This window comes from Kitasatospora aureofaciens, assembly GCF_001188955.3.
GTDB classification, from domain to species: Bacteria; Actinomycetota; Actinomycetes; order Streptomycetales; family Streptomycetaceae; genus Kitasatospora; species Kitasatospora aureofaciens.
Genome location: NZ_JPRF03000014.1, coordinates 43,751 through 69,291, shown reverse-complemented (window position 1 = coordinate 69,291; position 25,541 = coordinate 43,751). Strand labels below are relative to the sequence as shown.

Below are 25,541 nucleotides of genomic sequence, written 5' to 3'. Positions count from 1 at the left end.
GGGGTGCGGTGACGGTCGGCCCGGGGCCCGGGGCCCAGGGCCTGAGGTCGATCGTGAGCGGCCGACCGGGCGCGGCGCGAGATTTGCGAGCCATCCGGGCGAAGGGGCGGCACAGTCCCCCTCCGGCTGGGGATGGAAGAGCGGGGCCCCCGGCTGAGCGGGCCCGTCGAGCGCGGCGCCGAGTCCAGCTGCCGGGCCGCGGAATCCCCTTACAGGGTGGAGCAATTGATGAATCCGAAGGTTGACGACCGGGTGCCGGTCCTGATCGTGGGCGGCTCCCTGGTCGGGCTGTCGGCCTCACTGTTCCTCGGCCGACTGGGTGTCAGGCACCTGCTGGTCGAGAAGCACGCCGACACCTCGCATCACCCGCGCGGACGAGGCAACAACGTCCGCACGATGGAGCTGTACCGGGTGGCCGGGATCGAGCCGGCGATCCGCGAGGCGGCCTCCGTGCTCGCCCCGAACCACGGCATCCTCCAGGCTCCCTCGCTGACCGGCGAGGAGCAGGAGTGGCTGTTCCGGGAGATCGACCCGGGCGGCAAGCTCGCCCGGTTCAGCCCCAGCGGCTGGTGCCTGTGCAGCCAGAACGACCTGGAGCCGGTACTGCTGCGCGCGGCCCGCGACCTCGGCGGCGACGTGCGGTTCGGCACCGAGCTGGTCTCCTTCGAGCAGGACGCCGACGGCGTCACCTCCCTGCTGCGCAGCCGGGAGACCGGCGAGGAGCGGGTGGTGCGCTCGGAGTACCTGATCGCCGCGGACGGCCCGCGCAGCCCGGCCCGGGAGCGGCTCGGCATCGGCCAGACCGGCAAGGGCGAGCTGTTCCACAACGTCAGCATCACCTTCCGTGCCAAGCGACTGGCCGAGGTGGTCGGCGACCGGCACTTCATCGCCTGCTACCTGACCAACCCGGAGGCGGACGGCGCGCTGCTGCCGGTGGACAACCAGTCCGAGTGGGTCTTCCACGCGCCCTGGCACCCCGAGCACGGCGAGCCGCTGGAGGCCTTCACCGACGAGCGCTGCGAGCGGCACATCCGCACCGCCGTCGGCCTGCCCGAACTGGACGTCGAGGTCACCGGACGGGCGCCCTGGCACGCGGCCGAACGGGTCGCCGAGCGGTACGGCGTCGGCCGGGTCTTCCTCGCCGGGGACTCCGCCCACGAGATGTCCCCGACCGGCGCCTTCGGCTCCAACACCGGCATCCAGGACGCCCACAACCTCGCCTGGAAACTGGCCGCCGTGCTGTGCGGCTGGGCCGGGCCCGGCCTGCTGGAGACGTACGGGCAGGAGCGTCGCCCGGTCGCCGAGGTCACCAGCGAGCGCGCCTCGGCCCGCTCCGCAGAGCACAGCCACCCGGGCTACGCGGTGGTCCCGGGCGTCGGCCGCCAGGCCGGGGTGCTGGCCGTGGCGCTCGGCTACCGCTACCCCCGCGGCGCGGTGCTCGGCACCGACCCGGCCGGCGCCGTCGTCCCGGAGACCTTCGAGTCCAACGGCGAGCCGGGCAGCCGGGCCCCGCACCAGTGGCTGCTGCGCGCGGGCGTACGGCTGTCCACCCTGGACCTCTACGAGCAGGCGATGGTGCTGCTCACCGGTCCCGGGGGCACCGCCTGGCAGCAGGGCGCCCGGCGGGCGGCCGACCGGGTGGCCGTCCCGCTGGACGTCTACCGGATCGGCGACGGCGCCGAGGACGACCTGGCGCCGGAGCCCGGCACGGACTTCGCCGCGCTGCACGGCCTCGGCCCGGGCGGCGCGCTGCTGGTGCGCCCGGACGGCTTCGTCGCCTGGCGCTCGCCCGGACCGGTCGCCGACCCGGAGGCCGAGCTGGAGGCGGCGTTGCGGGCGGTGCTGGATCTGTAGGGACACACACGGACGGGCCCGCCGGTCGACTCGGCGACCGGCGGGCCCGTCCCGTCAGGTGTCGGTGATCAGGTGCCCAGGTGTGGGTGTGGCCCGGTGATCAGTGGCCGCCCGCGTCGACCACCTCGACGTCGGCGACCTCGCGCTCGATCTCCTCGGCCGGCAGGGCGACCCGGATCGCCCAGTAGTAGATGACCAGCGAGAACACCGCGACGAGCGCCATGTCGTACCACATCGGGATCCGGCCGGTGCCGTCACCGAAGCCGCCCTGCCACGAGATCAGGCCGAGGCCCACCAGGTAGACCGGCAGCCACTGGGCGGACTTCCAGTTGAGCCGCGGCGCGTTCGGCAGGCGCTTCTTGATCGCGTACACCGCGTAGCTGCCGAGCAGGGCGTAGCCGAGCACGATGGCGATGCCCAGGCGGGACAGGGTCTGCCAGCCGGCCCAGTAGATGATCAGGCTGGAGACCACGAAGGCGGCCGGGGAGATCACGCCGCCCAGCGGCAGCCGGTAGGAGCGCTCGCGGTCGGGCAGCCGGCGGCGCAGAGCGCCGAAGGCCAGCGGCGCGCCGGCGTACATCAGCACGCTGGCGGAGGTGATGAAGCTGACCAGCTGCTGCCAGCTCGGGAAGGGCAGGAAGCAGATCACACCGGTCACGAAGGCGATGATCAGGCCGAACCACGGCACGCCGTTCTTGTCCAGCTGCTCGAACTTCTGCGGCGCGTAGCCGTTGCGGCTCAGGCCGTAGGAGATGCGCGAGGTGGAGGTGGTGTAGATCAGGCCGGTGCCGCCGGGGGAGATCACCGCGTCGGCCTTCAGCACGTAGGACAGCCAGCCGAGGCCGACCAGGGTGGCCAGACCGGCGAAGGGGCCGTCGATACCGGGGAAGTCGAGCTTCGCCCAGCCGTTGGCGAAGGCGGTGACCGGCAGCGCGCCGATGAAGACGACCTGCAGCAGGGTGTAGATCAGGGTGCCGATGGCGACCGAACCGAGCACCGCGCGCGGGATGTCGCGCTTGGGGTTGCGGCTCTCACCGGCGATCTGGATGGCCTGCTCGAAGCCCAGCAGCGCGAAGATGATGCCGCTGGTGCTGATCGCGGTGAGCACGCCCTTGGCGCCGAACGGGGCGAAGCCGTGCGAGGTGAAGTTGGATCCGTGGAAGCTGGTGATCGCCAGCACGAAGATCGTGAACAGAGGAACGAAGATCTTCAGCCAGGTGGCGACGCTGTTGGTCCGGGCGAGGGCCTTCACGCCGAGGAAGTTGACCGCGACGAATACCGCCATCAGCGCGGTCGCGACGATGAATCCGCTGGTGGTGAGGGTGCCGTTGGCGTTCTGCAGTCCGCTGGCCCAGGGCGCGTCCTTGGCGTAGCCGATCATGGCCTCGACCTCGATCGGTGCCACGGTGGCGGCCTGGAGCCAGGAGAACCAGCCGAAGGACATGCCGGCCAGGCCGCCGAAGGCGTAGTGCGGGTAGCGCGCCGTACCGCCCGAGACCGGGAAGAGTCCGCCGAGCTCGGCGTGCACGAGTGCGAGCAGCACGATCGCGACGGCGCCGATGCCCCAGGAGATGACGGCTGCCGGTCCGGCAGCGGTGACGGCGCTCTTCGCGCCGAAGAGCCAGCCGGAGCCGATGATCGAGCCGACCGAGGCCCACATGAGGCCGACGAGTCCGACGTGACGCTTGAGCGACCGGTGGGCGGTCCCGGCAGTGCCGGAGTTCTGGTCGGGCGGCGAGATCTGGTTGAGGGAAGCCATGGGCGATCTCTCTGTGTGTGGGGGCTCCGGGGAAGGGTCGGAGCGCGGAGAGTTGCCACACAGTAGGGCTATTCAGAGACCTCTGCACAGATTTCATTACTGAATGTTTACTTTCTTTGCCTGATATCCGCGCAGGTAGGAGGCATTCTGTTCAGTTGTCTGTTACGTTACCCGCTGGTAGGTTCACCATTTGAGCGGGAATTGAGCTTCGCGATTCGATCATGCAGTATTGACCACCCCGGGCATTCATGAGAATGACGTCCATTGCATAGTCATGCCGTCGTCGTGCCGCCGGCGCTCGGGGCCCCCTGCTGACATCGCGTCAATTCGCCAGATCCGAGGGGTCGGTGTTCGCGCCGCAGAGCAGAACGGCGATGCGCTCACCCTCCACCCGGTCCAGGGCGGCCAGCGCGGTGGACGCCGCGTACTCCACGGCGATCCGGCGCTCCTCCCAGAGCCGACGGCGGGCCGCCACGATCACCTCGTCCTCCACCAGGACCGAGCGCACCCCCTGGTGCCCGGCCGCGTGCACGGCGAGCGCGGTGGCCCGGCGGGCGCCCAGCGCGTCCTGGGCCACCGAGGCCACCGGGACGTCCACCGGGCGGCCGGCCTCCAGCGCCGCGTTCAGCGCCCGGCTCCCGGACGGCTCCACCGCGACCACCCGCACCCCGTGTTCGCGGGCCGCGACCGCCACCCCGGCGAACAGCCCGCCGCCGCCCACCGACACCACCACCGTGTCCAGGCCGGGGACCCGGGCGCGGATCTCGTCCAGGACCGTCCCCGCCCCGGCCGCGATCAACGGGTGGTCATACGCGTGCGAGGCCAACGCCCCACTGCCCGAGGCGAATTCCTCACAGGCCGCCAGCGCCTCCGCGTACTCCCGGCCCACCAACCGCACCTGCGCCCCGTACGAACGCAGCCGGTCCAGCTTCACCGGCGAAGCAGTCTCCGGCAGGAACACCGTGGCCCGGACGCCCAGTTCACGCGCGGCCCAGGCACAGGCCAGCCCGGCGTTGCCGCCCGAGGCGATGGTCACCCCGGCCGACGGCAGGGTGCCCGCCTCGGCATGGGCGAGCAGGAAGTTCTGCGCGCCGCGCGCCTTGAAACTGCCGGTGTGCTGCAGGAACTCCAGCGCCAGCCACGTCCTGCCGCCGTCGTCCCCCGGTGCCACCGCGACCGGCCGCACCCGCCCGGCGATCCGCTGCCCGGCGGCCTCCACCTCGTCGTACGTCAGCTGTTCCATCGTCGGCTCCTTCGTGCGGTGATGCGGACCGGTCCGACCGACGGTAGTGCGCGGGGACGAGCCCGAGAAGATCGCCGACGGGCGGGCGTAGCCTGGACCCGTGCGTTTCGTGATCCTCCCGCCGCCGGTCCGCTAGCGGGCGGCGTACCCACCTGGCCCGGCCGAGCGGGAGAGCCCCTCGGTTCCCGGGGCGATGTCTGCCGCCCGCGTACCCCGCGGACCAGAACCGGCGAACCATCGTGGAGTACGACGCATGACCTCGCACACCGCCGTGCCGTTCCGGCACGGCCTGTTGTCCATTTCCGCCGCCGCCGTCGCCTGGGGGGTGGGCGGAGCCGTCGCCGCACTCCTGATGCGCACCAGCGGACTCGGCCCGGTGGCCGTCTCCTGCTGGCGCTTCGGCGTCGCGGCGCTCTGCCTGGCGCTGCTGCCCCCGGCGGCGGCCCGTTCCGGGAAGCCCGGCTCCACCGTGCTGACCGGCCTCGGGCTGGCCGTCAGCCAGTGCGCCTACTTCGGCTCCGTGCACTACGCGGGCCTCGGACTGGGCACCCTGATCACCATCGGCGCCGGACCGGTGCTCACCAGTCTCGGCGCACACCTGCTGCTCGGCGAACACCTCACCCGACGGTCGGCGGCCGCCGTCCTGCTCGCCCTCGGCGGGCTCGCCCTGCTGGTCGCGGCACCCGCCGCCGGACCGCGCCCGGCCCTGGGCGTCTCCCTCGCGGTGCTCGCCGGCGCAGGCCAGAGCGGACTCACCGTGTGGGCCCGCGGCGGCGGCTCGGCCCGGGCGAGTACGGGCGCCTTCACGACCGGACTGCTCTGCCTGCTCCCCTTCGCGGCGGTCCAGGGCGTACTGCCGGCCGCGGGGCAGCCGGCGCTGACCGGCGCAGCCCTGCTCTTCCTCGGGACGGTGCCGACGCTGCTCGCCTACCGCTGGTACTTCAGCGGTCTGACAGCCGTACCGGGCACCACCGCCTCCGTGCTGGTGCTGCTGGAACCGGCCACGGCGGCGGTGATCGGCGTGCTCTTCCTCGGCGAGTCCTTCACCGTGGGACTGGCAGCGGGCTCCGCACTGCTGCTCGCCGCGATCGCGGCACTGACCCGGGCCTGACGGCGACCGGAGCCGGGCGCACGCCACCGCAGGGGCGTGCCCCGGCTCCGGGCGTTCGGCTTCCGGGCCTCGGGCTTGCGGGCCTTCGAGGCTCCGGCCTTGGCCTCGGCGGTCCCCGGGGTCCGGCCCTTCCGACCTTCCGGGCCCGACCTCTCCGCAATCGTCGTCCCGGCTTACCGGGCCCGGTCTCCCGTCGCCGGACCGGCGTGGTGTGCCGGGGCGAGCACCCGGGCGGGCGAGCTGAGGTCGCCGGATGCGAGCCACCGTGCTGTCGTGGCGGCATGAAGACCTCACGCGCGGCCCGGGTGGCCGTCACGACCGCGACCGCCGTCCTCCTCGCCGTGGGCGCCGCGGTGCCGGCCGCGCATGCGGCGGCGAGCGGCCGGCGCGATGTCACCGCCGACACCTGTCGGGCCGCAGGCGGGCACGTAGAGGGCAGCGGCTACTGCGTGGACGCGAGCGGGAAGGACGCCTGGGGCGCGGAGATCGACGGCCAGGCGGTCAATCCGAACCCGCGCCCCGGTTTCGAGTGAGGCGCAACGAGAGTCGGCCAGTGGCGGTGCCGGGACTCGCCGTCCGGCGATGGAGAGCCGCGGACCGGATGAGCGGGGTGTGGTGGGAGCCGCCCAGGCCCGGCGCGTCCGGGGCGCCGGGCCGGGCGGGGGTCAGGGCACTGGTCGCAGGGTGACTGGGGTAGGGGTCAGGGTGCGCAGGACCAGGTCGATGCGGACCTTGGTGGCGCCCGCGCGGTGCAGGGCGGCGGAGACGGCCCGTAGTTCTTCCGGGCCGGTGCAGGCGAGGCGGAGTTCCAGGTCGGCCTCGCCGGCGAGGGCGAGGCCGCTCTGTACGGCGGGGAACTCCGCCGCGAGGCGGTCGAAGTCGAGCGGGACGGGTCCATGGCTGATCCGGGCGATGGCGTGCAGGGCCCGGGCCTGCTCGGGTCGTCCCGGGGCGGGGGTGAAGCCGTCCGGGACGAGGTGGAGGGGGGCGGTCACCGGTGCTGGAGCTGGGTGGCCGAGGTCGGGGCGGGCGCTGCGGCGGGTGCCGCGGCGGGGGTGGGGACGGGCGGGGCGACCAGGCGGGGGTCGAGGACGAGGGTGTCGACGCCGAGCGGGCTGGTGAGGGTGCGCAGGGCGGGCTCGCCGAGTTCGGTGTAGGCCTGCTCCGGTCCGAGGAGCGCGGCGAGGGCCTCGGGGCTGCTGAACCCCACCGCGCAGCGGCGGCCGTCGCGGGTGCGGAAGAGGCGGAGGGCGGTGGTGCTTCCGGTGGCGTTGGTGGTGACCGGAACGTGCCAGACGACGCGGGCCATGCGGATGCTCCCGGGTGGGGTGGTGGTGGCTGCCGGATGCTGCTCTGTCCCGACGCTAGGTCGGGTCGGGCCGCGCGTCGCCGGTCCTGACGCGGCGTTGACCGAATGGGGTGGTGCATTGACGCACTCCTGACACCCGACTCATTCGATTGGACTACGCCTGTCTCGCGGCCGCCCGAACACTGCCCGACGGGTTCCGGAACTCCGACCGACCGCCGCCTGATCGGGACGGTGCAGGAGCCCTCCGCTTGCCGCCGGGGCGGTTGCGGACCACGGTGGAGTCGGCCCTCCCGGCGCCTCCGGATCCGGCCGGCGCACGCTCCGGGGCGGGGGGAGGTGGAGCGAGGGGCCCAGAACGAGATATCTTGACGTCAAGACGTTGGAGACGTGAAGCGGAGTACCGATGACTGACTCGACCATCATCTATACGCACACCGACGAGGCTCCGGCCCTGGCGACCTACTCGTTCCTGCCGGTGGTCCAGGCGTACGCCTCGACGGCGGGTGTGCGGGTGGAGACCCGTGACATCTCCCTGGCCGGGCGGATCATCGCCAGCTTCCCGGAGCGTCTGACCGAGGCCCAGCGGATCGGTGACGCCCTGGCAGAGCTGGGTGAGCTCGCCAAGACCCCGAGCGCCAACATCATCAAGCTGCCGAACATCTCGGCCTCCGTGCCGCAGCTGAAGGCCGCCATCGCGGAGCTGCAGGGCCAGGGCTACGCCCTGCCGGACTACCCGGACGACCCGCGGACCGACGAGGACAAGGACGTCCGCGCCCGCTACGACAAGATCAAGGGCAGCGCCGTCAACCCGGTCCTGCGCGAGGGCAACTCGGACCGCCGCGCCCCGCTGTCGGTCAAGAACTACGCCAAGACCCACCCGCACCGCATGGGTGCCTGGACCGCCGAGTCCAAGACCAACGTCGCCACCATGGGCGAGAACGACTTCGCGAGCACCGAGAAGTCCACGGTGATCGCCGCCGACGGCGCCCTGCGCATCGAGCTGGTCGGCGAGGACGGCACCGCCACCGTGCTGCGCGAGAAGGTCCCGGTGCTGGCCGGCGAGGTCGTCGACGCCTCGGTGATGCGCGCCGCCGCCCTGAACGAGTTCCTGGCCGCCCAGGTCGCCCGTGCCAAGGCCGAGGGCGTGCTGTTCTCGGTGCACCTCAAGGCCACCATGATGAAGGTCTCGGACCCGATCATCTTCGGCCACGTCGTCCGCGCCTTCTTCCCGAAGACCTTCGCCGCGTACGGCGAGGCGCTGGCCGCCGCCGGTCTGAACCCGAACAACGGCCTCGGCGGCATCCTGGCCGGCCTCGACAAGCTGCCGAACGGCGCCGAGATCAAGGCTTCCTTCGACGCCGAGCTGGCCGAGGGCCCGGCGCTGGCCATGGTCGACTCCGACAAGGGCATCACCAACCTGCACGTGCCGAGCGACGTCATCGTCGACGCCTCGATGCCGGCCATGATCCGCACCTCCGGCCACATGTGGGGCCCGGACGGCCAGGAGGCCGACACCCTCGCCGTCCTGCCGGACCACAGCTACTCCGGCGTGTACCAGGCCGTCATCGACGACTGCCGCGCCAACGGCGCCCTGGACCCAGCCACCATCGGCTCGGTCCCGAACGTCGGCCTGATGGCCCAGAAGGCCGAGGAATACGGCTCCCACGACAAGACCTTCGAGATCGAGGCGGCCGGCACCGTCCGCCTGGTCGACGCCGAGGGCAACGTGGTGCTGGAGCAGGCCGTTCAGCCGGGCGACATCTTCCGCGCCTGCCAGACCAAGGACCTGCCGATCCAGGACTGGGTCAAGCTGGCCGTCACCCGCGCCCGCGCCACCGGCGACCCGGCGGTGTTCTGGCTGGACGAGAACCGCGCCCACGACGCCGTGCTGATCGAGAAGGTCAAGACCTACCTCCCGCAGCACGACACGACCGGCCTGCAGATCGAGATCAAGTCCCCGGTCGAGGCCACCAAGTTCTCGCTGGAGCGCATCCGTCGCGGCGAGAACACCATCTCGGTGACCGGTAACGTGCTGCGCGACTACCTGACCGACCTGTTCCCGATCCTGGAGCTGGGCACCAGCGCCAAGATGCTGTCGGTCGTCCCGCTGATGGCCGGCGGCGGCCTGTTCGAGACCGGCGCCGGTGGCTCCGCCCCGAAGCACGTCCAGCAGCTCGTCAAGGAGAACTACCTGCGCTGGGACAGCCTGGGCGAGTTCTTCGCGCTGGCCGCCAGCTTCGAGCACCTGGCCACCACCACCGGCAACGCCCGCGCCAAGGTGCTGGCCGACACCCTGGACCGCGCCACCGGCACCTTCCTCAACGAGGACAAGTCGCCGAGCCGTCGCCTCGGCGGCATCGACAACCGCGGCAGCCACTTCTACCTGGCCATGTACTGGGCCCAGGAGCTGGCCAAGCAGACCGCCGACGCCGAGCTGGCCCAGGCCTTCGACGGCCTGGCCAAGGCGCTGACCGAGCAGGAGAAGACCATCGTGGACGAGCTGATCGCCGTCCAGGGCTCGGCCGTCGACCTCGGTGGCTACTACCAGCCGGACCCGGTCAAGGCCGCGGCCGTGATGCGCCCGTCGAAGACCTTCAACGAGGCGATCGCCAACCTGGCCTGACACCGGGCGGGTTGAAGCACCGGGAGGCCCCCGGGTCCGCTGCGGCGGACCCGGGGGCCTCCCCGCGTGTGCGCCCGGTCTCCGTCCTCATGCCGACGGACCGGGCGCCATGATCCAGCGGCCCGTTCAGGCCAGTCCCAGCACCACCCCGGTGCCGGTCAGCAACAGGAGTGCGGCGCCGTTGACGCGCGGCACCGCGAGGGCCGTGCCGACCGCCTCGCGCAGCAGCTGGTACGGGCCGTGCGCGAGCGGCCCGTCCGCGCCGAGCACCCGGCCGGGGGCGCCGGCCCGGCGGGCGGCCAGGGCGGAGCGGACGGTGTGGAAGCCGCTGGTGACGACGGTGCAGCGGTAGCCGGGGCGCTCGGCGGCCATCAGGGCGGCGCTGAAGCGCAGGTTCTCGGCGGTGTTCACGGCCCGCTCCTCGCGCCGGATCCGCTCGGCCGGGACGCCCCGGGCGATCAGGTAGCGGGCCATCGCGCCGGCCTCGGTGCACTCCTCGTGCGGGCCCTTGCCGCCGGTCACCAGCAGCAGCGCGGCGTGCCCGGCGGCCTCCTCGGCGGCGAGGTGCTCCAGCGCGGCGTCCAGCCGGGCCGCCAGGATCGGCGCCGGCTCGCAGCCGTCCAGCGCGGCGCCCAGGACCACCAGGTAGTCGGCGCCGACGGCCACCGGGCGGCGGCTCTGGTGCAGCGCGCAGGCGAGGAAGCCGAGCAGCCAGAGCAGGACGTACCCGCCGAGCAGGACGGCGGGCGGGAACAGGGCGGGCATACCCGTCGAACGCGGCCGGTGGGAACACCGTTCCGGAACGCGGGGGAGGGCGGTATGACGGAGCCCACGTCCTCGGGGGGAGGACGTGGGCTCCAGCGGGGGCCGGGGTTCCGGGGGCGGATGTTCCGGGGCGCTTCGGGCGCGGGGGCGGGGCTCAGCCGGCGTCGGCCGCCGGGGTCGCGGGGGCGGCCGGGGCGGTGGGCGCGGCGGGGGTCGCCGGGCGTCGTCCGCCGCCCTTGTGAAGCGAGGCCAGGTAGGCGTTGTACGCCTCCAGCTCGGCGTCGCCGCTGCGCTCCTCGGCGCGGTCGCGGCGGCGGGCCTGCCGCCGCTCGGAGCCCATCCACTGGTAGACCAGCGCGATCAGCACGATCGCGGTCGGGATCTCCCCGAACGCCCAGGTGATGCCGCCGGCCAGCTTCTGGTCCTCCAGCAGGTCCGTCCCGGGCGGTGCGCTCTGGACGGTGAAGGTGGAGACCAGCGGGTGGCTGGCCATCATCACCGCCACGCCGAAGAAGGCGTGGAACGGCATCCCCATGAACAGCTCGATGATCCGCATCACGTGCCCGGGGCGGTGCGGGCCCGGGTCCACGCCCATGATCGGCCAGAAGAAGGCCAGACCGGTCATGAGGAAGTGGACCATCATGAAGATGTGCCCGAGGCGGTACTGCATCAGGACGTCGAACACCGGGGTGAAGTAGACCCCGTACAGGCTCGCGATGAACAGCGGGATGGTGAACGCCGGGTGCGAGACCACCCGGACGTACCGGCTGTGCAGCAGCGCCACCAGCAGCTCGCGCGGCCCGCGCGGCCGCCCCTTGCCCGCCGGGCGCAGGGCCCGCAGCGCGAGCGTGATCGGGGCGCCGAGCAGCAGCAGGATCGGCGTCAGCATGGACAGCACCATGTGCTGGATCATGTGGGCGCTGAACAGCACCATGCCGTAGTCGTTCAGGCCGCTGCAGGTGACCAGCAGCATGCTGGCGACGCCCGCGACCCAGCCGACGACCCGGCCGACCGGCCAGCGGTCGCCGCGCCGGTACAGCCGGACCACACCGACCAGGTACAGCGCCAGGGCGACCAGGCCGCCGAGCAGGAACACCCAGTCCGGGGACCAGGTCCACGCGTGGGAGAGGCTGAACGGGTCTAGTCGGGTCATCCCGCCGTGGTGGTGCATTCCTGACATTCCGTCGCCCATCGGCGGGTCCCGCTTTCCGTCCTCGTGGTCCCCGCTGGGGGTCCGGTTCGCCCGTTTTGCTTGGCATACAGCCTAGGTGGGCCTTACCTCGGCCGTACCGCCGCCCCCTCTGTACGGGCCCCGTACCGGCCCCGTCCGGACTCGGTGCGGGCTCCGTGCGAGCGGCTCCCCGGCGTGGGCGCCACGGTCGGCGCTGACCGAGCTCTGCTCGGGCGCCGGAGCGCTGCTCCACCTCGCCTCCCTGGTCGGCGGTGGCGCCGAGGAGTGCGCGGCCGTCAACGACCGGGGGACGGTGGCGGTGATGGCGGCGGCCGCCCGGGCCGGGACCGACCGGATCGTCCACCTGTCGACGACGGCGGTGTACGGCGAGGGCCCGCACACGGGCGTCGGCGTCGACGAGGTGCTCGCCGCGCCGCTGTCCGAGGCCAGCCGCACCAGGCTGCTCGGCGAGGGCCACGCCCTGGCGGCGGGTGCCGTGGTGCTGCGGCCCGCGCTGGTCACCGGGACGGGCGACCGCTGGGTGGTGCCCGGCCTGGCCGAGCTGGCGCGGCGGGTGCCGGGCCGCTGGGCGGGCGGCGACGTACGGATCTCCCTGGTGGACCGCACGGACCTGGCCCGGCTGATCACCGCGCTCGCCCTGGACGCGCCGGCGCCGGTGGCGGGCGTCCACCACGCGGCCCACCCGGAGCCGGTCCGCAGCGGTGACCTGCTCGACGCGCTGGCCGGGCTCGGCCTGCTGCCCGCCCTGGACGGCCCGGCGCTGTCCTGGGAGGAGTGCCGCCGACTGCTCGCGGCGAGGCCGGGGACGGTCTCCGAGCGTCAGTTGGCGATGATCGCCCGGGACCACTGGTACCGCAGCGACGACGTCTGGCGGCTGGCCGCCTGCCCGCCCGGCCCGGGGCCGCTGGCCCGTCTGGCGGGGGCGGCGCCCTGGTACCGGGCGGCCCTCGGACTGGGATGAGCGGAGGGTTCGACTACGTCTGTAGTGACGACACCTGTCGTTACTACGCCTGTAGTTACTGCAGCTGTCGTTACTGTGCGCGTAGTTACTGCGGCCGTGGTTACTGCGCCCGCAGTCGTCGGGCCCGCGCCTCCAGGAACCGCTGTTCCGCCAGGCTCGCCGTGGCCTTCGCCGCACGGCGGTAGTGGTCGTACGCGCCCGCCCGGTCGCCGGACCGTTCCAGCAGGTGCGCCCGGACGGAGAGCAGCCGGTGGTGGCCGGCCATCCGCTGGTCCCCGTCCAGGGTGGCGAGCAGGGCGAGCCCGGCCTTCGGGCCGTCCCGCTCGGCGAGGGCGACGGCCCGGTTGAGGGTGACCATCGGGTTGGGGGCGATCCGTTCCAGGATCAGGTAGAGGGCGTGCACCTGCGCCCAGTCGGTCTCCTCGGCGGTGGCGGCGTCGGCGTGGGTGGCGGCGATGGCGGCCTGGAGCTGGTACGGGCCCAGCTCGGGGCCGGCCAGGGCGGCCTTGGCCAGCGCGGTGCCCTCGTCGAGCAGGTCGCGCTCCCAGGTGCTGCGGTCCTGTTCGGCCAGTGGCACCAGGTCGCCCGCTGCCGTCGTCCGGGCCGCCCGGCGGGCGTGGGTGAGCAGCATCAGGGAGAGCAGACCGGTCACCTCGCCGTCCTCGGGCAGCTGGGCGTGCACCATCCGGGCCAGCCGGATCGCCTCCTGGGCGAGATCGGCGCGGTGCAGTTCGCTGCCCGAGGAGGCGGTGTAGCCCTCGTTGAAGATCAGGTAGAGCACGTGCAGGACGACCCGCAGCCGCTCCTCCCGCTCGGCGCCCTCGGGCAGGGCGAAGGAGCTGCCGGCCGCCCGGATCCGCTGTTTGGCCCGGCTGATCCGGGCCGCCATGGTGGCCTCCGGCACCAGGAAGGCCCGGGCGATCTCGGCCGTGGTCAGCCCGCCGACCGCGCGCAGGGTGAGCGCGGTCTGGGAGGCGGCGGTGAGCGACGGATGGCAGCAGAGGAAGAGCAGCAGCAGGGTGTCGTCGGTGTCCGGCACCTCCTCGGGCACCACCTCGGCGGCCGTGGTCGCGGTCTCGCGCTCGCGGCGGGCGTGGTCCCTGCGGATCTGGTCGACCAGCCGCCGGGCGGCGACCGTGACCAGCCAGCCGCGCGGGTTGTCCGGCACGCCTTCCTCGGGCCACTGCACGCTCGCGGCCAGGACGGCCTCCTGCACGGCGTCCTCGCAGCCCTCGAAGCGGCCGTGCCGTCGTACCAAGGTGCCGAGGACCTGCGGCGTGAGGTCGCGCAGCAGGTCCTCGAAGTCCGGTGCTGTCATGCCTCCAAGTGTCCGTCGGAGAACATCACCTGGCGCACCTCGACGCCCAGCCCCTCGATCGCGGCGTCCGGGATCTGCGCGGCGAGCTCGATCGCCCGCTCCTTGTCCTCGCAGTCGACCAGGTAGAAGCCGCCCAGGAACTCCTTGGCCTCCAGGAAGGGGCCGTCGGTGACCGCCGGCTGGCCGTCGCGCACCGTGACGACGGCGGCCTGGGACGGGTCGACCAGCGCCTGGGTGACGATCAGTTCGCCGGAGGACTTCAGCGCCTCGATGAACTTGCCGTGCCCGGCGCCGATCGCCGCCTTCTCGTCGTCGGTCAGCGCGTCCAGCACGGCGGGGTTGATGTGCAGGCTGATCAGGAACTTCATGGCGTACTCCTCGTCCGTGGTCGGGCCCCGGTCGGGCCCCTCGACCGTACGGTCGGAGCCGGCGCCGACGTCTTGACATCCCCGCCGGAGAAATCTCCCACGACTTCCCTCCCGTCGCACCGTTCACCGCCGCCGAGGACCCGGTGTCAAGAATCCGGCGGCCGCTCCGACCGCCCGGCGGAACGTTTCCGAGGCGGAGGAGTCGCCGGGATGAGAGTGAACCGGGCACGGCTGGGACTGGCCCTGCTGATGCTGCCGACCCTGCTGGTCGCGATGGACATGACGGCGCTGCTGCTCGCCCTCCCGAGGCTGAGCGCCGACCTGGGCGCCTCCGGCGTCCAACAGCTGTGGATCAGCGACGGCTACGGGCTGATGGTGGCCGGGCTGGTCATCACCATGGGCACGCTGGGCGACCGGATCGGCCGCCGGCGCCTCCTGCTCGGCGGCGCGGCGGCCTTCGGGGTGCTGTCGGTGGTCGCCGCCTTCGCGGTCGACCCGCTGATGCTGATCGTCGTGCGGGCCCTGCTGGGCGTCGCCGGGGCGACGCTGGCGCCGTCCACGCTCGCGTTGATCACCAACATGTTCCGGGACGAGCGCGAGCGCGGCCGGGCCGTCGCCGTCTGGGCGACCTGCCAGTTCGCGGGCGGGGCGCTGGGGCCGGTGCTGGCCGGGCTCCTGCTCCAGCACTTCTGGTGGGGGTCGGTGTTCCTGGCCGCCGTCCCGGCCATGGCGCTGCTGCTGGCGGCCGGGCCCGCCGTGCTGCCGGAGTTCCGCGGCGGGACGGCCGGGCGGCTGGACCCGGCCGGGGTCGGGCTGTCGCTGGTGGCGGTGCTACTGGTGCTGTACGGCATCAAGCAGTTGCCGGTCGGGGGCGCGCCGCTGGTCCCGGTGGCGGCCCTGCTGGCGGGCACCGGCGTCGGGTACGTCTTCGTTCGGCGGCAACTGCGCTCGGAGCGGCCGCTGTTGGACCTGCGCCTGCTGCGCAGCCGTCCGCTCACGGCCGTACTGGTCTCGCTGGTGCTGGCCGGGGCCGCGATGGCGGGCACCGGCCTGCTGGTGACCCAGTACCTGCAGAGCGTGCTGGGCCACTCGCCGTTCGCCTCCGCCGTCCTGTTCGCCCCGATGGGCCTGGCGGTGGCGGTCGGCACCATGGCCGCGCCGCGGCTGACCGGCCGGGTGGAGCGGGCCACCGCGATCGCGGGCGGGCTGGCGCTGTCCGCGCTGGGTGCCCTGCTGCTGGTCGCCGCGGGCCAGGACGAGGGCTCGCTGCCGCTGGTGATGACCGGCATCGCGGTGCTGGCGCTGGGCACCGGGCCGCTGTTCGCGCTGGGCACCGGACTGGTCCTCGGTTCGGTGCCGCCGGAGCGGGCGGGCTCGGCGGCCTCGATGTCGGAGACCGGCAACTACTTCGGTGGCTCGCTCGGCTTCGCCCTGCTCGGTACCGTCGCGGCGGCGGTCTACCGCGGCCGTACCGGCGGCGGCTCCGACTCGCTGGCGGCCGCGGTCGAGGCGGCCCGGCACCTGCCCGCCGGGCAGGGCGCCGAGCTGCTGCACGGCGCGCGCTCGGCGTTCACGGCGGCACTGCACGTCAACGGGCTGATCGCGGCCGCGCTGTTCGCCGCCCTGGCCGCGCTGACCCTGGTGATGCGCCCGGCGAAGGGCCCCGCGCCGACGGAGGAGCCGATGGCGGACACGACGGCGGACACGGTGGAGGGGCAGGAGGAGGCGCCCGCGTACGAGCGGGCTTGAACCTGACACCTGTGTCAGGCCCTACCTTCGGGGCGCGACGAACGCAGCATCCACTCAAGGGGGAAGAACGATGAGCAACGAGCTGACCGGCAAGGCGGCCCTGGTGACCGGCGGCAGCCGGGGGATCGGCGCGGCGGTGGCCAAGCGGCTGGCGGCCGAGGGGGCGGCGGTGGCGCTCACCTACGTCCGGGCCGAGGAACAGGCCCGGACGGTCGTCAAGGAGATCGAGGCGGCGGGCGGCCGGGCGGTGGCGATCCGCGCCGACCTGGTCGAACCGGAGGCCGCGACGCGTGCGGTGGAGGAGACGGTCCGGCAACTGGGCGGGATCGACGTCCTGGTGAACAACGCGGGCTTCCTCACCTACGGCCCGCTCGACGAGGTGTCGGTCGAGGAACTGGACCGGGTGCTCGCCGTGGACGTCCGCTCGGTTTTCCTGGCCGCCCAGGCCGCCGCCCGGCACATGGGCGAGGGCGGGCGGATCATCAGCATCGGCTCCTGCTTCAACGGGCGGGTCCCCGGCGCGAACTTCGTCCTCCAGGCGACGGCCAAGACCGCGCTCGTCGGGCTGACCAAGGGCCTGGCCCGGGAGCTCGGCCCGCGCGGGATCACGGCCACCGTCGTCGACCCGGGCCCGATCGACACCGACATGAACCCGGCCGACGGTGACTCCGCCGCCTTCCAGCGCTCGCTGACCGCGCTGGACCGCTTCGGCGAGGCCGAGGACATCGCCGCTGCCGTCGCCTTCCTGGCCGGCCCCGGCGGGCGCTACGTCACCGGTACCGCCCTCGCGGTGGACGGCGGCTACACGGCCTGAGCGAACGGCCGGTGCGGGGGCGGTGGTCGGGGCCGCCGCCCCGCGCGTGCGGCGGGTGATCACGCCGTCATCCTTGGTAGCGTCGGTCCTGGCGCCGCTCAACTGCGACGCACTGCAGTCGACATGAGAGAACATCACATGGCCCCCAGGACGATCCGCCGAGCCGTCATCCCCGCCGCCGGACTCGGCTCCCGCCTGCTGCCGCTGACCAAGGCCACCCCGAAGGAGATGCTGCCGGTCGGTGACAAGCCGGTGATCGAGCACACCGTGCGCGAGCTGATCGAGAGCGGCATCACGGACATCACCATCGTCGTCAACGGCGACAAGGGCCTGATCCAGGAGCACTTCCGCCCCAACCCGGTGCTGGTCGACCAGTTGCGCCGGGACGGCAAGGCGGCGTTCGCGGACGCCGTCGAGGAGGTCGGGGAGCTGTCCCGCAAGGGGCACATCAGCTACCTCTACCAGCACGGCCCGTACGGCAACGGCACCCCCGTGCTCAACGCCGCCCGGCACTTCGGGGACGAGCCCTGCCTGGTGCTGTGGCCGGACGATGTCTTCGTCGCCGAGGTGCCCCGCGCGCAGCAGCTGATCAGGGCGTACGAGCAGACCAACGCGCCGGTGCTGGCGCTGATGCCGATGGCCCCCGAGGACTCCTACCGCTACGGCGTGCCGGTGGTGAAGGAGGACCTCGGCGGCGGCTCTCTGCGGATCACCGGCCTGGTCGAGAAGCCCAAGCCGGCCGACGCCCCGTCCGGGTACGCCGCCATCGGCGGGTACGTCATCACCCCCGGCATCGTCGACGAACTCCGCGAGCTCACCCGCCGCTGGCTCGAGAAGCCGGAGGACGAGGTCTACCTGACCGACGCCATCAACGCCTACGCGGCCCGCCGCGCCGTCTACGGGCAGGTCATCGCCGGCACCTGGTACGACACCGGCAACCCGGCCGCCTACCTGCGCGCCCAGTTCGCCGCGGCGCTGGCCAACCCCGAGTTCGGGCACGAGCTGCGCCAACTGGCGGGCGAGCTCGCGCCGGTGGAGTGAGTCGGCGGCTCAGCCGCGGTCGTGGTCCCCGGTCGCGCCGTCGGTGAGCTCGCGCAGGATGTCCATGTGCCCGGCGTGCCGGGCGGTCTCGGTGGTCATGTGGATGAGCACCCAGCGCAGTGAGACCGTCCGGCCCGACCAGGAGGTGCCCAGGGAGTCCAGCTCCAGCCGGCCGATCGCCTCGTCGGCGGCCGCCCGGGCGCGGGCGTAGAAGGCCAGCACGTCTGCGGTCGACTCGTGCGGCTCGATCCGCATGTCGGAGCTGTCGTCGGCGTCGACGTCGAACGGCAGCGGGCCGGTCTCCAGGCCGAAGGTCTCCCGGAACCAGCCGAGTTCGGCGCCGCCGAGGTGCTTGACCAGGCCCAACAGGTTCGTCCCCGAGGGCGTCATCGGTCGGCGCAGCTGCTCGTCGTCCAGGCCCCGGAGCTTCCACAGCACCACGTCGCGGTGCCGGTCCAGCGCCGCGTGCAGGCTTTCCTTCTCACCGCCGGTGAACGGCACGATCTTGACCATGTCCGGACGCTAGCAGACTGAAGGGCCGCCGACACCGCCGGTGGTCCGCGTTCGCGCCGGTCGGACGTGGTCCGGCCAGCTCGTGGCACTCCTGGCAGACCGCTCCGCTGTGTGTAGGGTGGACGAACTTTGCCGGGGGGCCGGAGGGGAGCGGACGTGGTACAGCAGGAGTGCGGGGCGCAGCGGTTGCGGTTCAGCCTCCTCGGGCCGCTCGGCATCGAGAACGAGGGGCGGGCCGTTGCGCCCGGCCCGCCGCAGCAACAGGCCATGCTGGCCGCGCTGTTGCTGCGGGCCGGCCGCGCCGTCACGCTGTGCGAACTCATCGATGCGCTGTGGGGCGAGGAGCCGCCCTCGTCCGCCGTGACGATCCTGCGCACCTACGCCTGGCGGATCCGCCAGCGGCTGCCCGCCCCGGAGGGCACCGAGCCCGCGGTGCAGCTGCTCGCCTCGATCGGCGACGGCTACCGGTTGTCCGTGCCGCCCGAGTCCGTGGACGCCCACCGGGCCGAACGGCTGGGTGCCGCCGCCGCCCGGGCCTGGCGGCAGGGGAGGCAGGAGGAGTGCGCCGGGCTGCTCGCCGACGCGCTGTCGCTCTGGCAGGGCGAGCCGCTGGCCGGCCTGCCCGGGCCGCTCGCCGAGACCGAGCGCTCCCGCCTCGCCGAGCTGCGGGTGACGCTGGCGGAGCAGTGTTTCGCCGTCGACCTCGCGCGCGGCCGGCACCACGTGCTGGTGTCCGACCTCACCGCGTTCGTCCGGGAGCACCCGCTGCGCGAGCGGTCCTACGGCTTCCTGATGCAGGCCCTGTACGCCGCCGGACGACAGGCCGACGCGCTCGCCGTCTTCGCCCGCGCACGGCGGACGCTGGACGAGGAGCTGGGGCTGGCCCCCGGCCCGGAGCTGTCCGAGCTGCACGGCCGGATCCTCGTGGGTGACCCGGCGCTGCTGGCCCCGGTCGCCGCCGGCCCCTCCGCGGCCCTGTCCGCCGCTTCGTCCACGGCGTCGGACGGCAGCGTCCGGCCGGCCCAACTGCCGCCGGACATATCGGACTTCAGCGGCCGCGCGGAGGCCGTCCGGGAACTGGCCGAGGCCCTGGCCGGGGCCGACCGGTCCGCCCTCGCGGTGGTCTCGATCAGCGGCATGGGCGGCATCGGCAAGAGCACGCTGGCCGTCCGGGTCGCCCACCGGATCCGGGACCGCTACCCCGACGGCCAGCTCCACGCCGACCTGCGCGGCAGCAGCGGGGAACCGGCCGACGCCGGCGCCGTCCTGGGCAGTTTCCTCGGCGCACTCGGCGTCGCCGCCGCCGATCTGCCGCGCGCCGTCGAGGACCGCTCCCGGCTGCTGCGCAGTCTGCTCGACGGCCGCCGGGTGCTGCTCCTGCTCGACGACGCCCGGGACCACGAGCAGCTGCGGCCGCTGCTGCCGGGCTCCGCCGACTGCGGGGTGATCCTCACCGGCCGCACCCGGCTGCCCGGGCTTTCCGCCCGCGCCCACGTCGACCTCGAGGTCTTCGCCGCCGACGAGGCGCTCGAGCTGCTGCGGCAGGTCGTCGGCGGGGCCAGGGTGGCCGACGAGCCCGCCGCGGCCGTGGAGCTGGTCGAGCTCTGCGGCGGGCTGCCGCTGGCCGTACGGATCGTCGCCGCCCGACTGGCGGCCCGGCCGCGCTGGGCACTGGCCCGGCTGGTCGCCGCGCTCACCGACGAGCGCCACCGGATCGACCGGCTGCGGGCCGGCAACCTGGCCGTGACCACCGTGTTCGAGCACGGCTACCGGCAGTTGAACGGCGTCCAGGCGTACGCCTTCCGCACCCTCGCGCCCTTCACCTGGCCCACGATCGCGCTGGACGCGGCGGCGGCCGCGCTCGGCCTGGGCCGGGAGGACGCCGAGGAGGTGCTGGAGTCCCTGGTGGACGCGGCCCTGCTGGAGTCGCCGCGGCCCGGCCGGTACCGCTACCACGAACTGCTGCGCAACTACGCCGAGCAGCGGCTGGTCGACCGCGGGCGGCCGCCGGTGGCCGCCCGGCTGCTCCGCTTCCTGCTGTCCGGTGCCGTCGCGGCCTTCCAGTGGGCGGTGCCGGGGGACCCCGCCGGCACCACCTTCGCCGTCGAGCACGCCTCACGGTTCGCCGACCTGCCCGAGGCCAGGGCCTGGCTGGTGCGGGAGTTCGACGGGATCGCCCACACCATCGGGGTCGCGCTGCGGTCCGCCGCCGATCCCGCCCTGCTGGGCGCCGCCGCGGACCTGCTGGTCGCGTGCAGCGCCTTCGGACGGGACGTCCCGTCCGCCCGGCTCGCCTCGGTCGCCCGTGAGGTGGCCGAGGCCGCGGAACTGGCGGGCGACGACCGGGCGGCCGGCCGGGCCCGCTTCGTCTGCGGCAACGTCGCCCTCCAGGCCACCCGGCTCGACGAGGCCCGCGAGCACACCACCCGGGCCGCGGAGGCGTGCCGGCGTGCCGACGACACCGTGATCCTCCGCCAGACCTGCAACGACCTGGGCGTGATCGCGCTGTTCCAGCAGCGACACGCCGACGCGGTGCGCAGCTTCGACCAGGCCCTCGTCCTGGCCCGGCACCTCGGCCACCGCTCCGGCGCGCTCGCCACCGCCCTGAACGCCGCCCTCGCCCGACTGCGCAACGGCGACGCCGCGGAGGCGGTGGCGATCTGCGACGAGGAACTGCGCGCCCTGCGGGACGCCCCGGACAGCCACGGGGCAGCCCACGCGCTCGGGATCCGCGGCCGGGCGCTGCACGAACTCGGCCGCCACGAGGAGGCGTTGGCCACCTACGGCGAGTGCCTGGAACTGTGCCGGACAGCCCGGCTGCCCCGCCAGGAGGCGATGACCCGCTACCGGCGCGCCGACACCCTGCGTGCGGTCGGGCGGCTGGACGAGGCGTTGGCTCAGGCCCGGTCGGCGGTGGCCCACCTGGAGACCGCGCGGGACGGCGAACGCGACCGGGCGTACGCCCTGGAGGTGCTGGCCCGGACCGAGGCCGAGCTCGGCGACCGGGCGGCGGCCGCGGAGCACGCGGCCCGGGCGTACGAGCTGCTGAGCTCGCTGGGGCTGCCGGAGGCGGCGGAGCTGCGGGAGTTCCGTGACCGGGTGCGGTCCGGGGACTGAGCGTCGGAGGCGCCGTCAGGGCGGGCGGCGCAGGCCCGGGGGATTCCCGGTCACTCCGCCGCTCGCGCTGCGGCCGGCCGGATCAGGCCTGCTGGCGGGGCGGCACCACCACGGAGGCGATGGTGTTCCACTCCTCGGGGGTCGGCTTGGTGTGCGGGCCGCCGGCCTGGTTGGTGGTCGCCGGGGCGGGGGCGGCCGCAGCGGTCGTGGCGGTGAGCAGGGCGGCACCGGCGGCGAGGCCCAGCAGGAGGGCTGCGGTGCGCTTGGCGGCGGACGGAACGAGGTTCATCGGAAGGCTCCTGGTCGGTCGGGAGGCGCACGGTGTGTGCGACTCGCTGAGCTTCTCAGTCACCGATTGACGAAAGATCAACGCCTTCGGTTCCGGCGTTCACCGCCGCACCGGAAGCCGGGCACCGGTCCGGGCCTGGGGGCCGACGTGCAGAGCGCCCAGGCCGGTCAGCCCGTCCGCCGTGCGGGTCTCCCGAGGTCAGTCAGGGAGCAGCACCACCCGGGTGAGGCCGGGCAGGACCGCGGTCGCCAGCGGATCGCGGTCCAGCGGGACGGCGACGGCCCGCAGGCCGGTGGTGGCCCGCAGGGCGGCGGCCAGGGCGGCCAGGTCGGTGCCCGGAGCGTCCGACCGCTGCGCGGCGGCGGCCACGGGCGCGAGCGCGGTGATCCCCGGAACCGTCTCGGGCCGGTACGCGGGCCGGCCCTCCGTCCTGCACTGCCGGGCCAGCACCGCGCGTTCGGCCGCGCGGGCGACCGCCTCGGCCAGGTCGCGTCCGGCGGCGGCGACGGTCTCGGCGCGGGGGTCCTGCCCGGCGGGTCCGAGCCGGGTGGCGCAGGCCGGCACGCCGGTCACCGTCGTGAGGTCGTACAGCGCGGGCTCGCCGTCCGCTTCGAGCAGCCGCAGCAGCTGCGCGGTGCGGGGGTCGGCGGTGAAGTCCGCCGGGTCCAGCGCGGTGATCCGCCCGGCCGGGTGGGCGGGCAGGGCGAGCAGCGCCTCGACCTGGTCGGCGAGGCCGTGCCAGTGCGCCTCCTCGGGGGACCGGCCGCCAGCCGCGCCGCGCAGCCGCGTCCCGGGGGCGCGCTCCGGGAACGCCGCGGACGCCGGGATCAGGACGGGCCGTCCGTCGGCCAGGTCCACGCCCTCGACGGCGGCCAGGCCCTCGTCGGCCGTCCGGCAGGCGGCGGCGTCCGCCGCGTAGGCCGCCAGGCCGGCCAGTACGGCCGCGAGCCGGGCCTCTTCCCGTTCCAGGCCCGAGCCGATGGCCGGGGCGTCCAGCGGTCCGCCCCGGTAGCCGTGCGGGACGGCGCGGCAGACCCGGAGCGGGGACTGGCTGAAGTCGGCCTCGTCGACCGCGCCGAGCAGGCCGGTCCGGGCGTCCACGACGCGTGCCGTGCGGGCGAGGAGCTCCGCACCGGATTCGTCGGAGGGCGTCGGGGGCGTCGCCTGCTCCGTGCCCGCGGCACGGAGTCCGGCGGTGGCGGCCGCCGGGTGGGGCAGGGCCGGGTGGCGGGATCCGGCGAGGGTGCGCAGGTCGGTACGGGTCAGTACGGGGTCGGCGGGGGACCCGGGCGCGGGCGGCAGCTCGTCCAGGCCGGTCAGGGCGAGGAACAGGCTGAGGACCAGCCGGTGGGCGAGCAGGCCGGGGACGGCGCCGTCCAGCGGCGTCTGCCGGGTCCCGCCGCTGGGCGGCAGCAGCCGGAGCCAGCCGGCGGCGGCGGCCCGTGCCGCGGTGGGGCCGAACCAGACCTCGTCGTCGCCCACCAGCAGCTGGGCGGGCGTCAGGCCGGCGGCGGCGCAGTGCTGCGCGGTCGCGATCAGGGCGCGGCGCGCGGTCTCGAAGTTCCCGCGCACCGTGCGGACCTCCAGCACGGCCCCGGTGCGCGGCACTCCCGGGACGTCCGGAGCGTCGGCCCCGTCCGTCAGGTGCACCCACTGGTCCGGGTCCCGGCGCTCCTGCTCCGCGGCCCGGCTCAACTCGCCGAACCGGGCCGGCTCGGCGACCACCTCGATGTCCCGGCAGCCCGTCCGCAGCAGTGCCCGCAGCACTTCCGCTCGCAGCGGTTCGTCGGCGAGCAGCCGCACCCGGGTGTCGCGGTAGCGCTGGAAGCGGTGCTCGGGGGAGTCCAGTGCGTGGCGCAGGAGCGCGATCTCCGGTGCGTACTGGCGGAGTTCGCGCTCGCCGAGGCCGTGCGGCAGGTCCTCACGGGGGTCCGGGGCGAGCGGGAGCAGCTGGGAGTCCATGGTGAGGGTCGTCCTCCTGGGTCCGTCGGGTCCGACAGGAAGACCTTCACAGGCACTGATCTACAGCCGATATACGCAGCCCGGGTACCGGGTCCGCTCAGTCCTTCGGCCCCAGGGTGTTCTCGCTGCGCCGGCCGGCGGCGAAGTCGTCGATGTTGCGGGCGGTGGCGTCGATGATCTGGCCGACGGCGGTGCGGGTGACGTCCAGGCAGCGCAGCCCGTGCCGGCCCGCGAAGGCCCGTTCCAGCAGTGGCCGTTCGTCGGCCTGCACTCCGTAGGCCAGGGTCTCCACGGGCCGTCGTCCCTCCGGTGGGTGGGCTCCCGGGGCGGGGCGGACGCGCCCCGGCCCACGCTAACCGGCGGGTGCGGGGCACCGCCCGCCGGGTGTGCCGGAGCCCCCGGCCGGGCGACCGGGGGCTCCCGCACGGGTGTGGAGGCGGTCAGAGGACCGTCTCGGCCTCCTGGTAGCGCTCCTGCGGGACGGTCTTCAGCTCGGCGACCGCCTCGGCCAGCGGCACCAGGTTGATCTTGGTGCCCTGCAGCGCGGTGATGTGCCCGAAGGCGCCCTTGTGGACGGCCTCGACGGCGTGCCAGCCGAAGCGGGTGGCGAGCACCCGGTCGTAGGCGGTCGGGGTGCCGCCGCGCTGGGTGTGGCCGAGGATGACCGGGCGGGCCTCCTTGCCGAGGCGGTGCTCGAGCTCGCGGGAGAGCTGGGTGGCGATGCCGGTGAAGCGCTCGTGGCCGTAGATGTCCTTGGTGCCCTCCTCCCAGTGCATGGTGCCGGGCTCGGGCTTGGCACCCTCGGCGCAGACCACGATGGCGAACTTCTTCTGCCGGTCGAAGCGCTCGCGGACGACGGCGGTGAGCTTCTCGATGTGGAACGGGCGCTCCGGGACGACGATGGCGTGGGCACCGGCCGCCATGCCCGCGTTCAGCGCGATCCAGCCGGTGTGCCGGCCCATGACCTCGACGACCATCACCCGCTGGTGGGACTCGGCGGTGGTCTTCAGCCGGTCCAGGGCCTCGGTGGCGACGGACACGGCGGTGTCGAAGCCGAAGGTCACGTCGGTGGCGGCGATGTCGTTGTCGATGGTCTTCGGCACGCCGACGATCGGCAGGCCCGCGTCGCTCATCAGCTTGGCGGCCTTCAGGGTGCCCTCGCCGCCGATCGGGATCACCGCGTCCAGGCCGAGGTCCGAGCAGTACTGCCTGGCCCGCTCGACGCCGTCCCGCAGGTGGCTCGGCTGCACCCGGGAGGAACCGAGGATGGTGCCGCCCTGGGCGAGGATGCCGCTCACCGAGTCCAGGGTCAGGGGGCGGTGGTGCCCTTCCAGGAAACCGCGCCAACCGTCCTCGAACCCGATGATCTCGTCGCCGTGGTCGACCACCCCACGGTGCACCACGGAACGGATCACCGCGTTCAGGCCGGGGCAGTCACCGCCGCTGGTCAGCACTCCGATACGCATTAGCTTTGCAACTCCCGAGCAGAACCGAGGAACGGCCGGACTACAGGCTGGGACGACGAGCCGACACCGTGACGAGGCGCTCCCGCA

General features: G+C 73.9%; 22 protein-coding genes. 9 read left to right on the top strand and 13 right to left on the bottom strand.

Translation table 11 applies throughout. From position 1 onward, the window contains the following. The first annotated feature begins 228 nt into the window (after positions 1–228). Positions 229–1,854, top strand: a complete 1,626-nt coding sequence (locus HS99_RS07350) for an FAD-dependent oxidoreductase (RefSeq protein ID WP_030554499.1) — start codon at positions 229–231, stop codon at positions 1,852–1,854. A 100-nt stretch (positions 1,855–1,954) separates the two neighbouring features. Here HS99_RS07350 and HS99_RS07345 read toward each other — a convergent pair whose 3' ends face one another. Continuing rightward, complete coding sequence (locus tag HS99_RS07345; protein WP_030287679.1) at positions 1,955–3,613, bottom strand: APC family permease; 1,659 nt, start codon at positions 3,611–3,613, stop codon at positions 1,955–1,957. Between the two features lie 322 nt (positions 3,614–3,935). After that, complete coding sequence (locus HS99_RS07340) at positions 3,936–4,856, bottom strand: serine/threonine dehydratase (protein ID WP_030554496.1); 921 nt, start codon at positions 4,854–4,856, stop codon at positions 3,936–3,938. A 253-nt stretch (positions 4,857–5,109) separates the two neighbouring features. Here HS99_RS07340 and HS99_RS07335 point away from each other — a divergent pair, with 253 nt between their 5' ends. Both HS99_RS07335 and HS99_RS07330 read left to right on the top strand, forming a co-directional pair. Continuing rightward, positions 5,110–5,967: a DMT family transporter gene (locus tag HS99_RS07335; protein WP_030554494.1), complete on the top strand. Its 858-nt coding sequence runs from the start codon at positions 5,110–5,112 to the stop codon at positions 5,965–5,967. A gap of 281 nt (positions 5,968–6,248) precedes the next feature. Then, positions 6,249–6,500 (top strand): hypothetical protein, encoded by a 252-nt coding sequence (locus HS99_RS07330; protein ID WP_030287673.1) that lies wholly within the window; start codon positions 6,249–6,251, stop codon positions 6,498–6,500. Between the two features lie 132 nt (positions 6,501–6,632). Here HS99_RS07330 and HS99_RS07325 read toward each other — a convergent pair whose 3' ends face one another. Further along, complete coding sequence (locus HS99_RS07325) at positions 6,633–6,962, bottom strand: hypothetical protein (RefSeq protein ID WP_033352980.1); 330 nt, start codon at positions 6,960–6,962, stop codon at positions 6,633–6,635. Continuing rightward, positions 6,959–7,276 carry an SAV_915 family protein gene (locus HS99_RS07320; protein ID WP_050366400.1) on the bottom strand — a complete coding sequence of 106 codons (318 nt, stop codon included), beginning with the start codon at positions 7,274–7,276 and terminating at the stop codon, positions 6,959–6,961. Before HS99_RS07320 ends, HS99_RS07325 begins: the two co-directional genes overlap by 4 nt. A gap of 403 nt (positions 7,277–7,679) precedes the next feature. Between HS99_RS07320 and HS99_RS07315 the strand changes: the two genes are divergently transcribed. Further along, complete coding sequence (locus HS99_RS07315; RefSeq protein WP_030554490.1) at positions 7,680–9,899, top strand: NADP-dependent isocitrate dehydrogenase; 2,220 nt, start codon at positions 7,680–7,682, stop codon at positions 9,897–9,899. 126 nt (positions 9,900–10,025) lie between these two features. On the opposite strand, the gene HS99_RS07310 is transcribed toward HS99_RS07315, so the two are convergent. Together HS99_RS07310 and HS99_RS07305 are read right to left on the bottom strand one after the other, a co-directional pair. Beyond that, a complete protein-coding gene (locus HS99_RS07310) occupies positions 10,026–10,664 on the bottom strand; it encodes a YdcF family protein (protein ID WP_050366399.1) in 639 nt (212 codons plus the stop codon). 154 nt (positions 10,665–10,818) lie between these two features. After that, positions 10,819–11,835 (bottom strand): cytochrome c oxidase assembly protein, encoded by a 1,017-nt coding sequence (locus tag HS99_RS07305; protein ID WP_078958700.1) that lies wholly within the window; start codon positions 11,833–11,835, stop codon positions 10,819–10,821. A gap of 97 nt (positions 11,836–11,932) precedes the next feature. Between HS99_RS07305 and HS99_RS07300 the strand changes: the two genes are divergently transcribed. Further along, positions 11,933–12,817 carry an NAD-dependent epimerase/dehydratase family protein gene (locus HS99_RS07300; protein WP_107050789.1) on the top strand — a complete coding sequence of 295 codons (885 nt, stop codon included), beginning with the start codon at positions 11,933–11,935 and terminating at the stop codon, positions 12,815–12,817. 100 nt (positions 12,818–12,917) lie between these two features. Here HS99_RS07300 and HS99_RS07295 read toward each other — a convergent pair whose 3' ends face one another. Together HS99_RS07295 and HS99_RS07290 are read right to left on the bottom strand one after the other, a co-directional pair. Further along, a complete protein-coding gene (locus tag HS99_RS07295) occupies positions 12,918–14,135 on the bottom strand; it encodes an RNA polymerase sigma factor (RefSeq protein WP_030554483.1) in 1,218 nt (405 codons plus the stop codon). Continuing rightward, positions 14,132–14,503 carry a YciI family protein gene (locus HS99_RS07290; protein WP_030283185.1) on the bottom strand — a complete coding sequence of 124 codons (372 nt, stop codon included), beginning with the start codon at positions 14,501–14,503 and terminating at the stop codon, positions 14,132–14,134. The genes HS99_RS07295 and HS99_RS07290 overlap by 4 nt, the downstream gene beginning before the upstream one ends. Positions 14,504–14,713: 210 nt before the next feature. On the opposite strand from HS99_RS07290, the gene HS99_RS07285 reads away from it, so the two are divergent. From HS99_RS07285 to HS99_RS07275, 3 genes are all read left to right on the top strand, one after another. After that, complete coding sequence (locus HS99_RS07285; RefSeq protein WP_046386992.1) at positions 14,714–16,252, top strand: MFS transporter; 1,539 nt, start codon at positions 14,714–14,716, stop codon at positions 16,250–16,252. Between the two features lie 70 nt (positions 16,253–16,322). Further along, positions 16,323–17,066 (top strand): 3-oxoacyl-ACP reductase family protein, encoded by a 744-nt coding sequence (locus tag HS99_RS07280; RefSeq protein WP_030283188.1) that lies wholly within the window; start codon positions 16,323–16,325, stop codon positions 17,064–17,066. A 138-nt stretch (positions 17,067–17,204) separates the two neighbouring features. Next, positions 17,205–18,107: a UTP--glucose-1-phosphate uridylyltransferase gene (locus HS99_RS07275; RefSeq protein WP_030554479.1), complete on the top strand. Its 903-nt coding sequence runs from the start codon at positions 17,205–17,207 to the stop codon at positions 18,105–18,107. 9 nt (positions 18,108–18,116) lie between these two features. Here the strand turns inward: HS99_RS07275 and HS99_RS07270 are convergent, their stop codons facing one another. Then, positions 18,117–18,620 carry a DinB family protein gene (locus HS99_RS07270; protein WP_030554476.1) on the bottom strand — a complete coding sequence of 168 codons (504 nt, stop codon included), beginning with the start codon at positions 18,618–18,620 and terminating at the stop codon, positions 18,117–18,119. 156 nt (positions 18,621–18,776) lie between these two features. On the opposite strand from HS99_RS07270, the gene HS99_RS07265 reads away from it, so the two are divergent. Next, positions 18,777–21,737 (top strand): AfsR/SARP family transcriptional regulator, encoded by a 2,961-nt coding sequence (locus tag HS99_RS07265; RefSeq protein WP_232543154.1) that lies wholly within the window; start codon positions 18,777–18,779, stop codon positions 21,735–21,737. An 82-nt stretch (positions 21,738–21,819) separates the two neighbouring features. Here HS99_RS07265 and HS99_RS07260 read toward each other — a convergent pair whose 3' ends face one another. The 4 genes from HS99_RS07260 to HS99_RS07245 form a co-directional block, all read right to left on the bottom strand. Then, positions 21,820–22,026 (bottom strand): hypothetical protein, encoded by a 207-nt coding sequence (locus HS99_RS07260; protein WP_030554472.1) that lies wholly within the window; start codon positions 22,024–22,026, stop codon positions 21,820–21,822. 198 nt (positions 22,027–22,224) lie between these two features. Then, positions 22,225–23,988, bottom strand: a complete 1,764-nt coding sequence (locus HS99_RS07255) for a YcaO-like family protein (RefSeq protein ID WP_030554470.1) — start codon at positions 23,986–23,988, stop codon at positions 22,225–22,227. A 97-nt stretch (positions 23,989–24,085) separates the two neighbouring features. Beyond that, positions 24,086–24,280, bottom strand: coding sequence for a hypothetical protein (locus HS99_RS07250; RefSeq protein ID WP_030283201.1), 195 nt, complete (start codon positions 24,278–24,280; stop codon positions 24,086–24,088). Positions 24,281–24,428: 148 nt separating this feature from the next. Then, complete coding sequence (locus HS99_RS07245) at positions 24,429–25,454, bottom strand: 6-phosphofructokinase (protein WP_030283203.1); 1,026 nt, start codon at positions 25,452–25,454, stop codon at positions 24,429–24,431. Positions 25,455–25,541 lie beyond the last annotated feature (87 nt).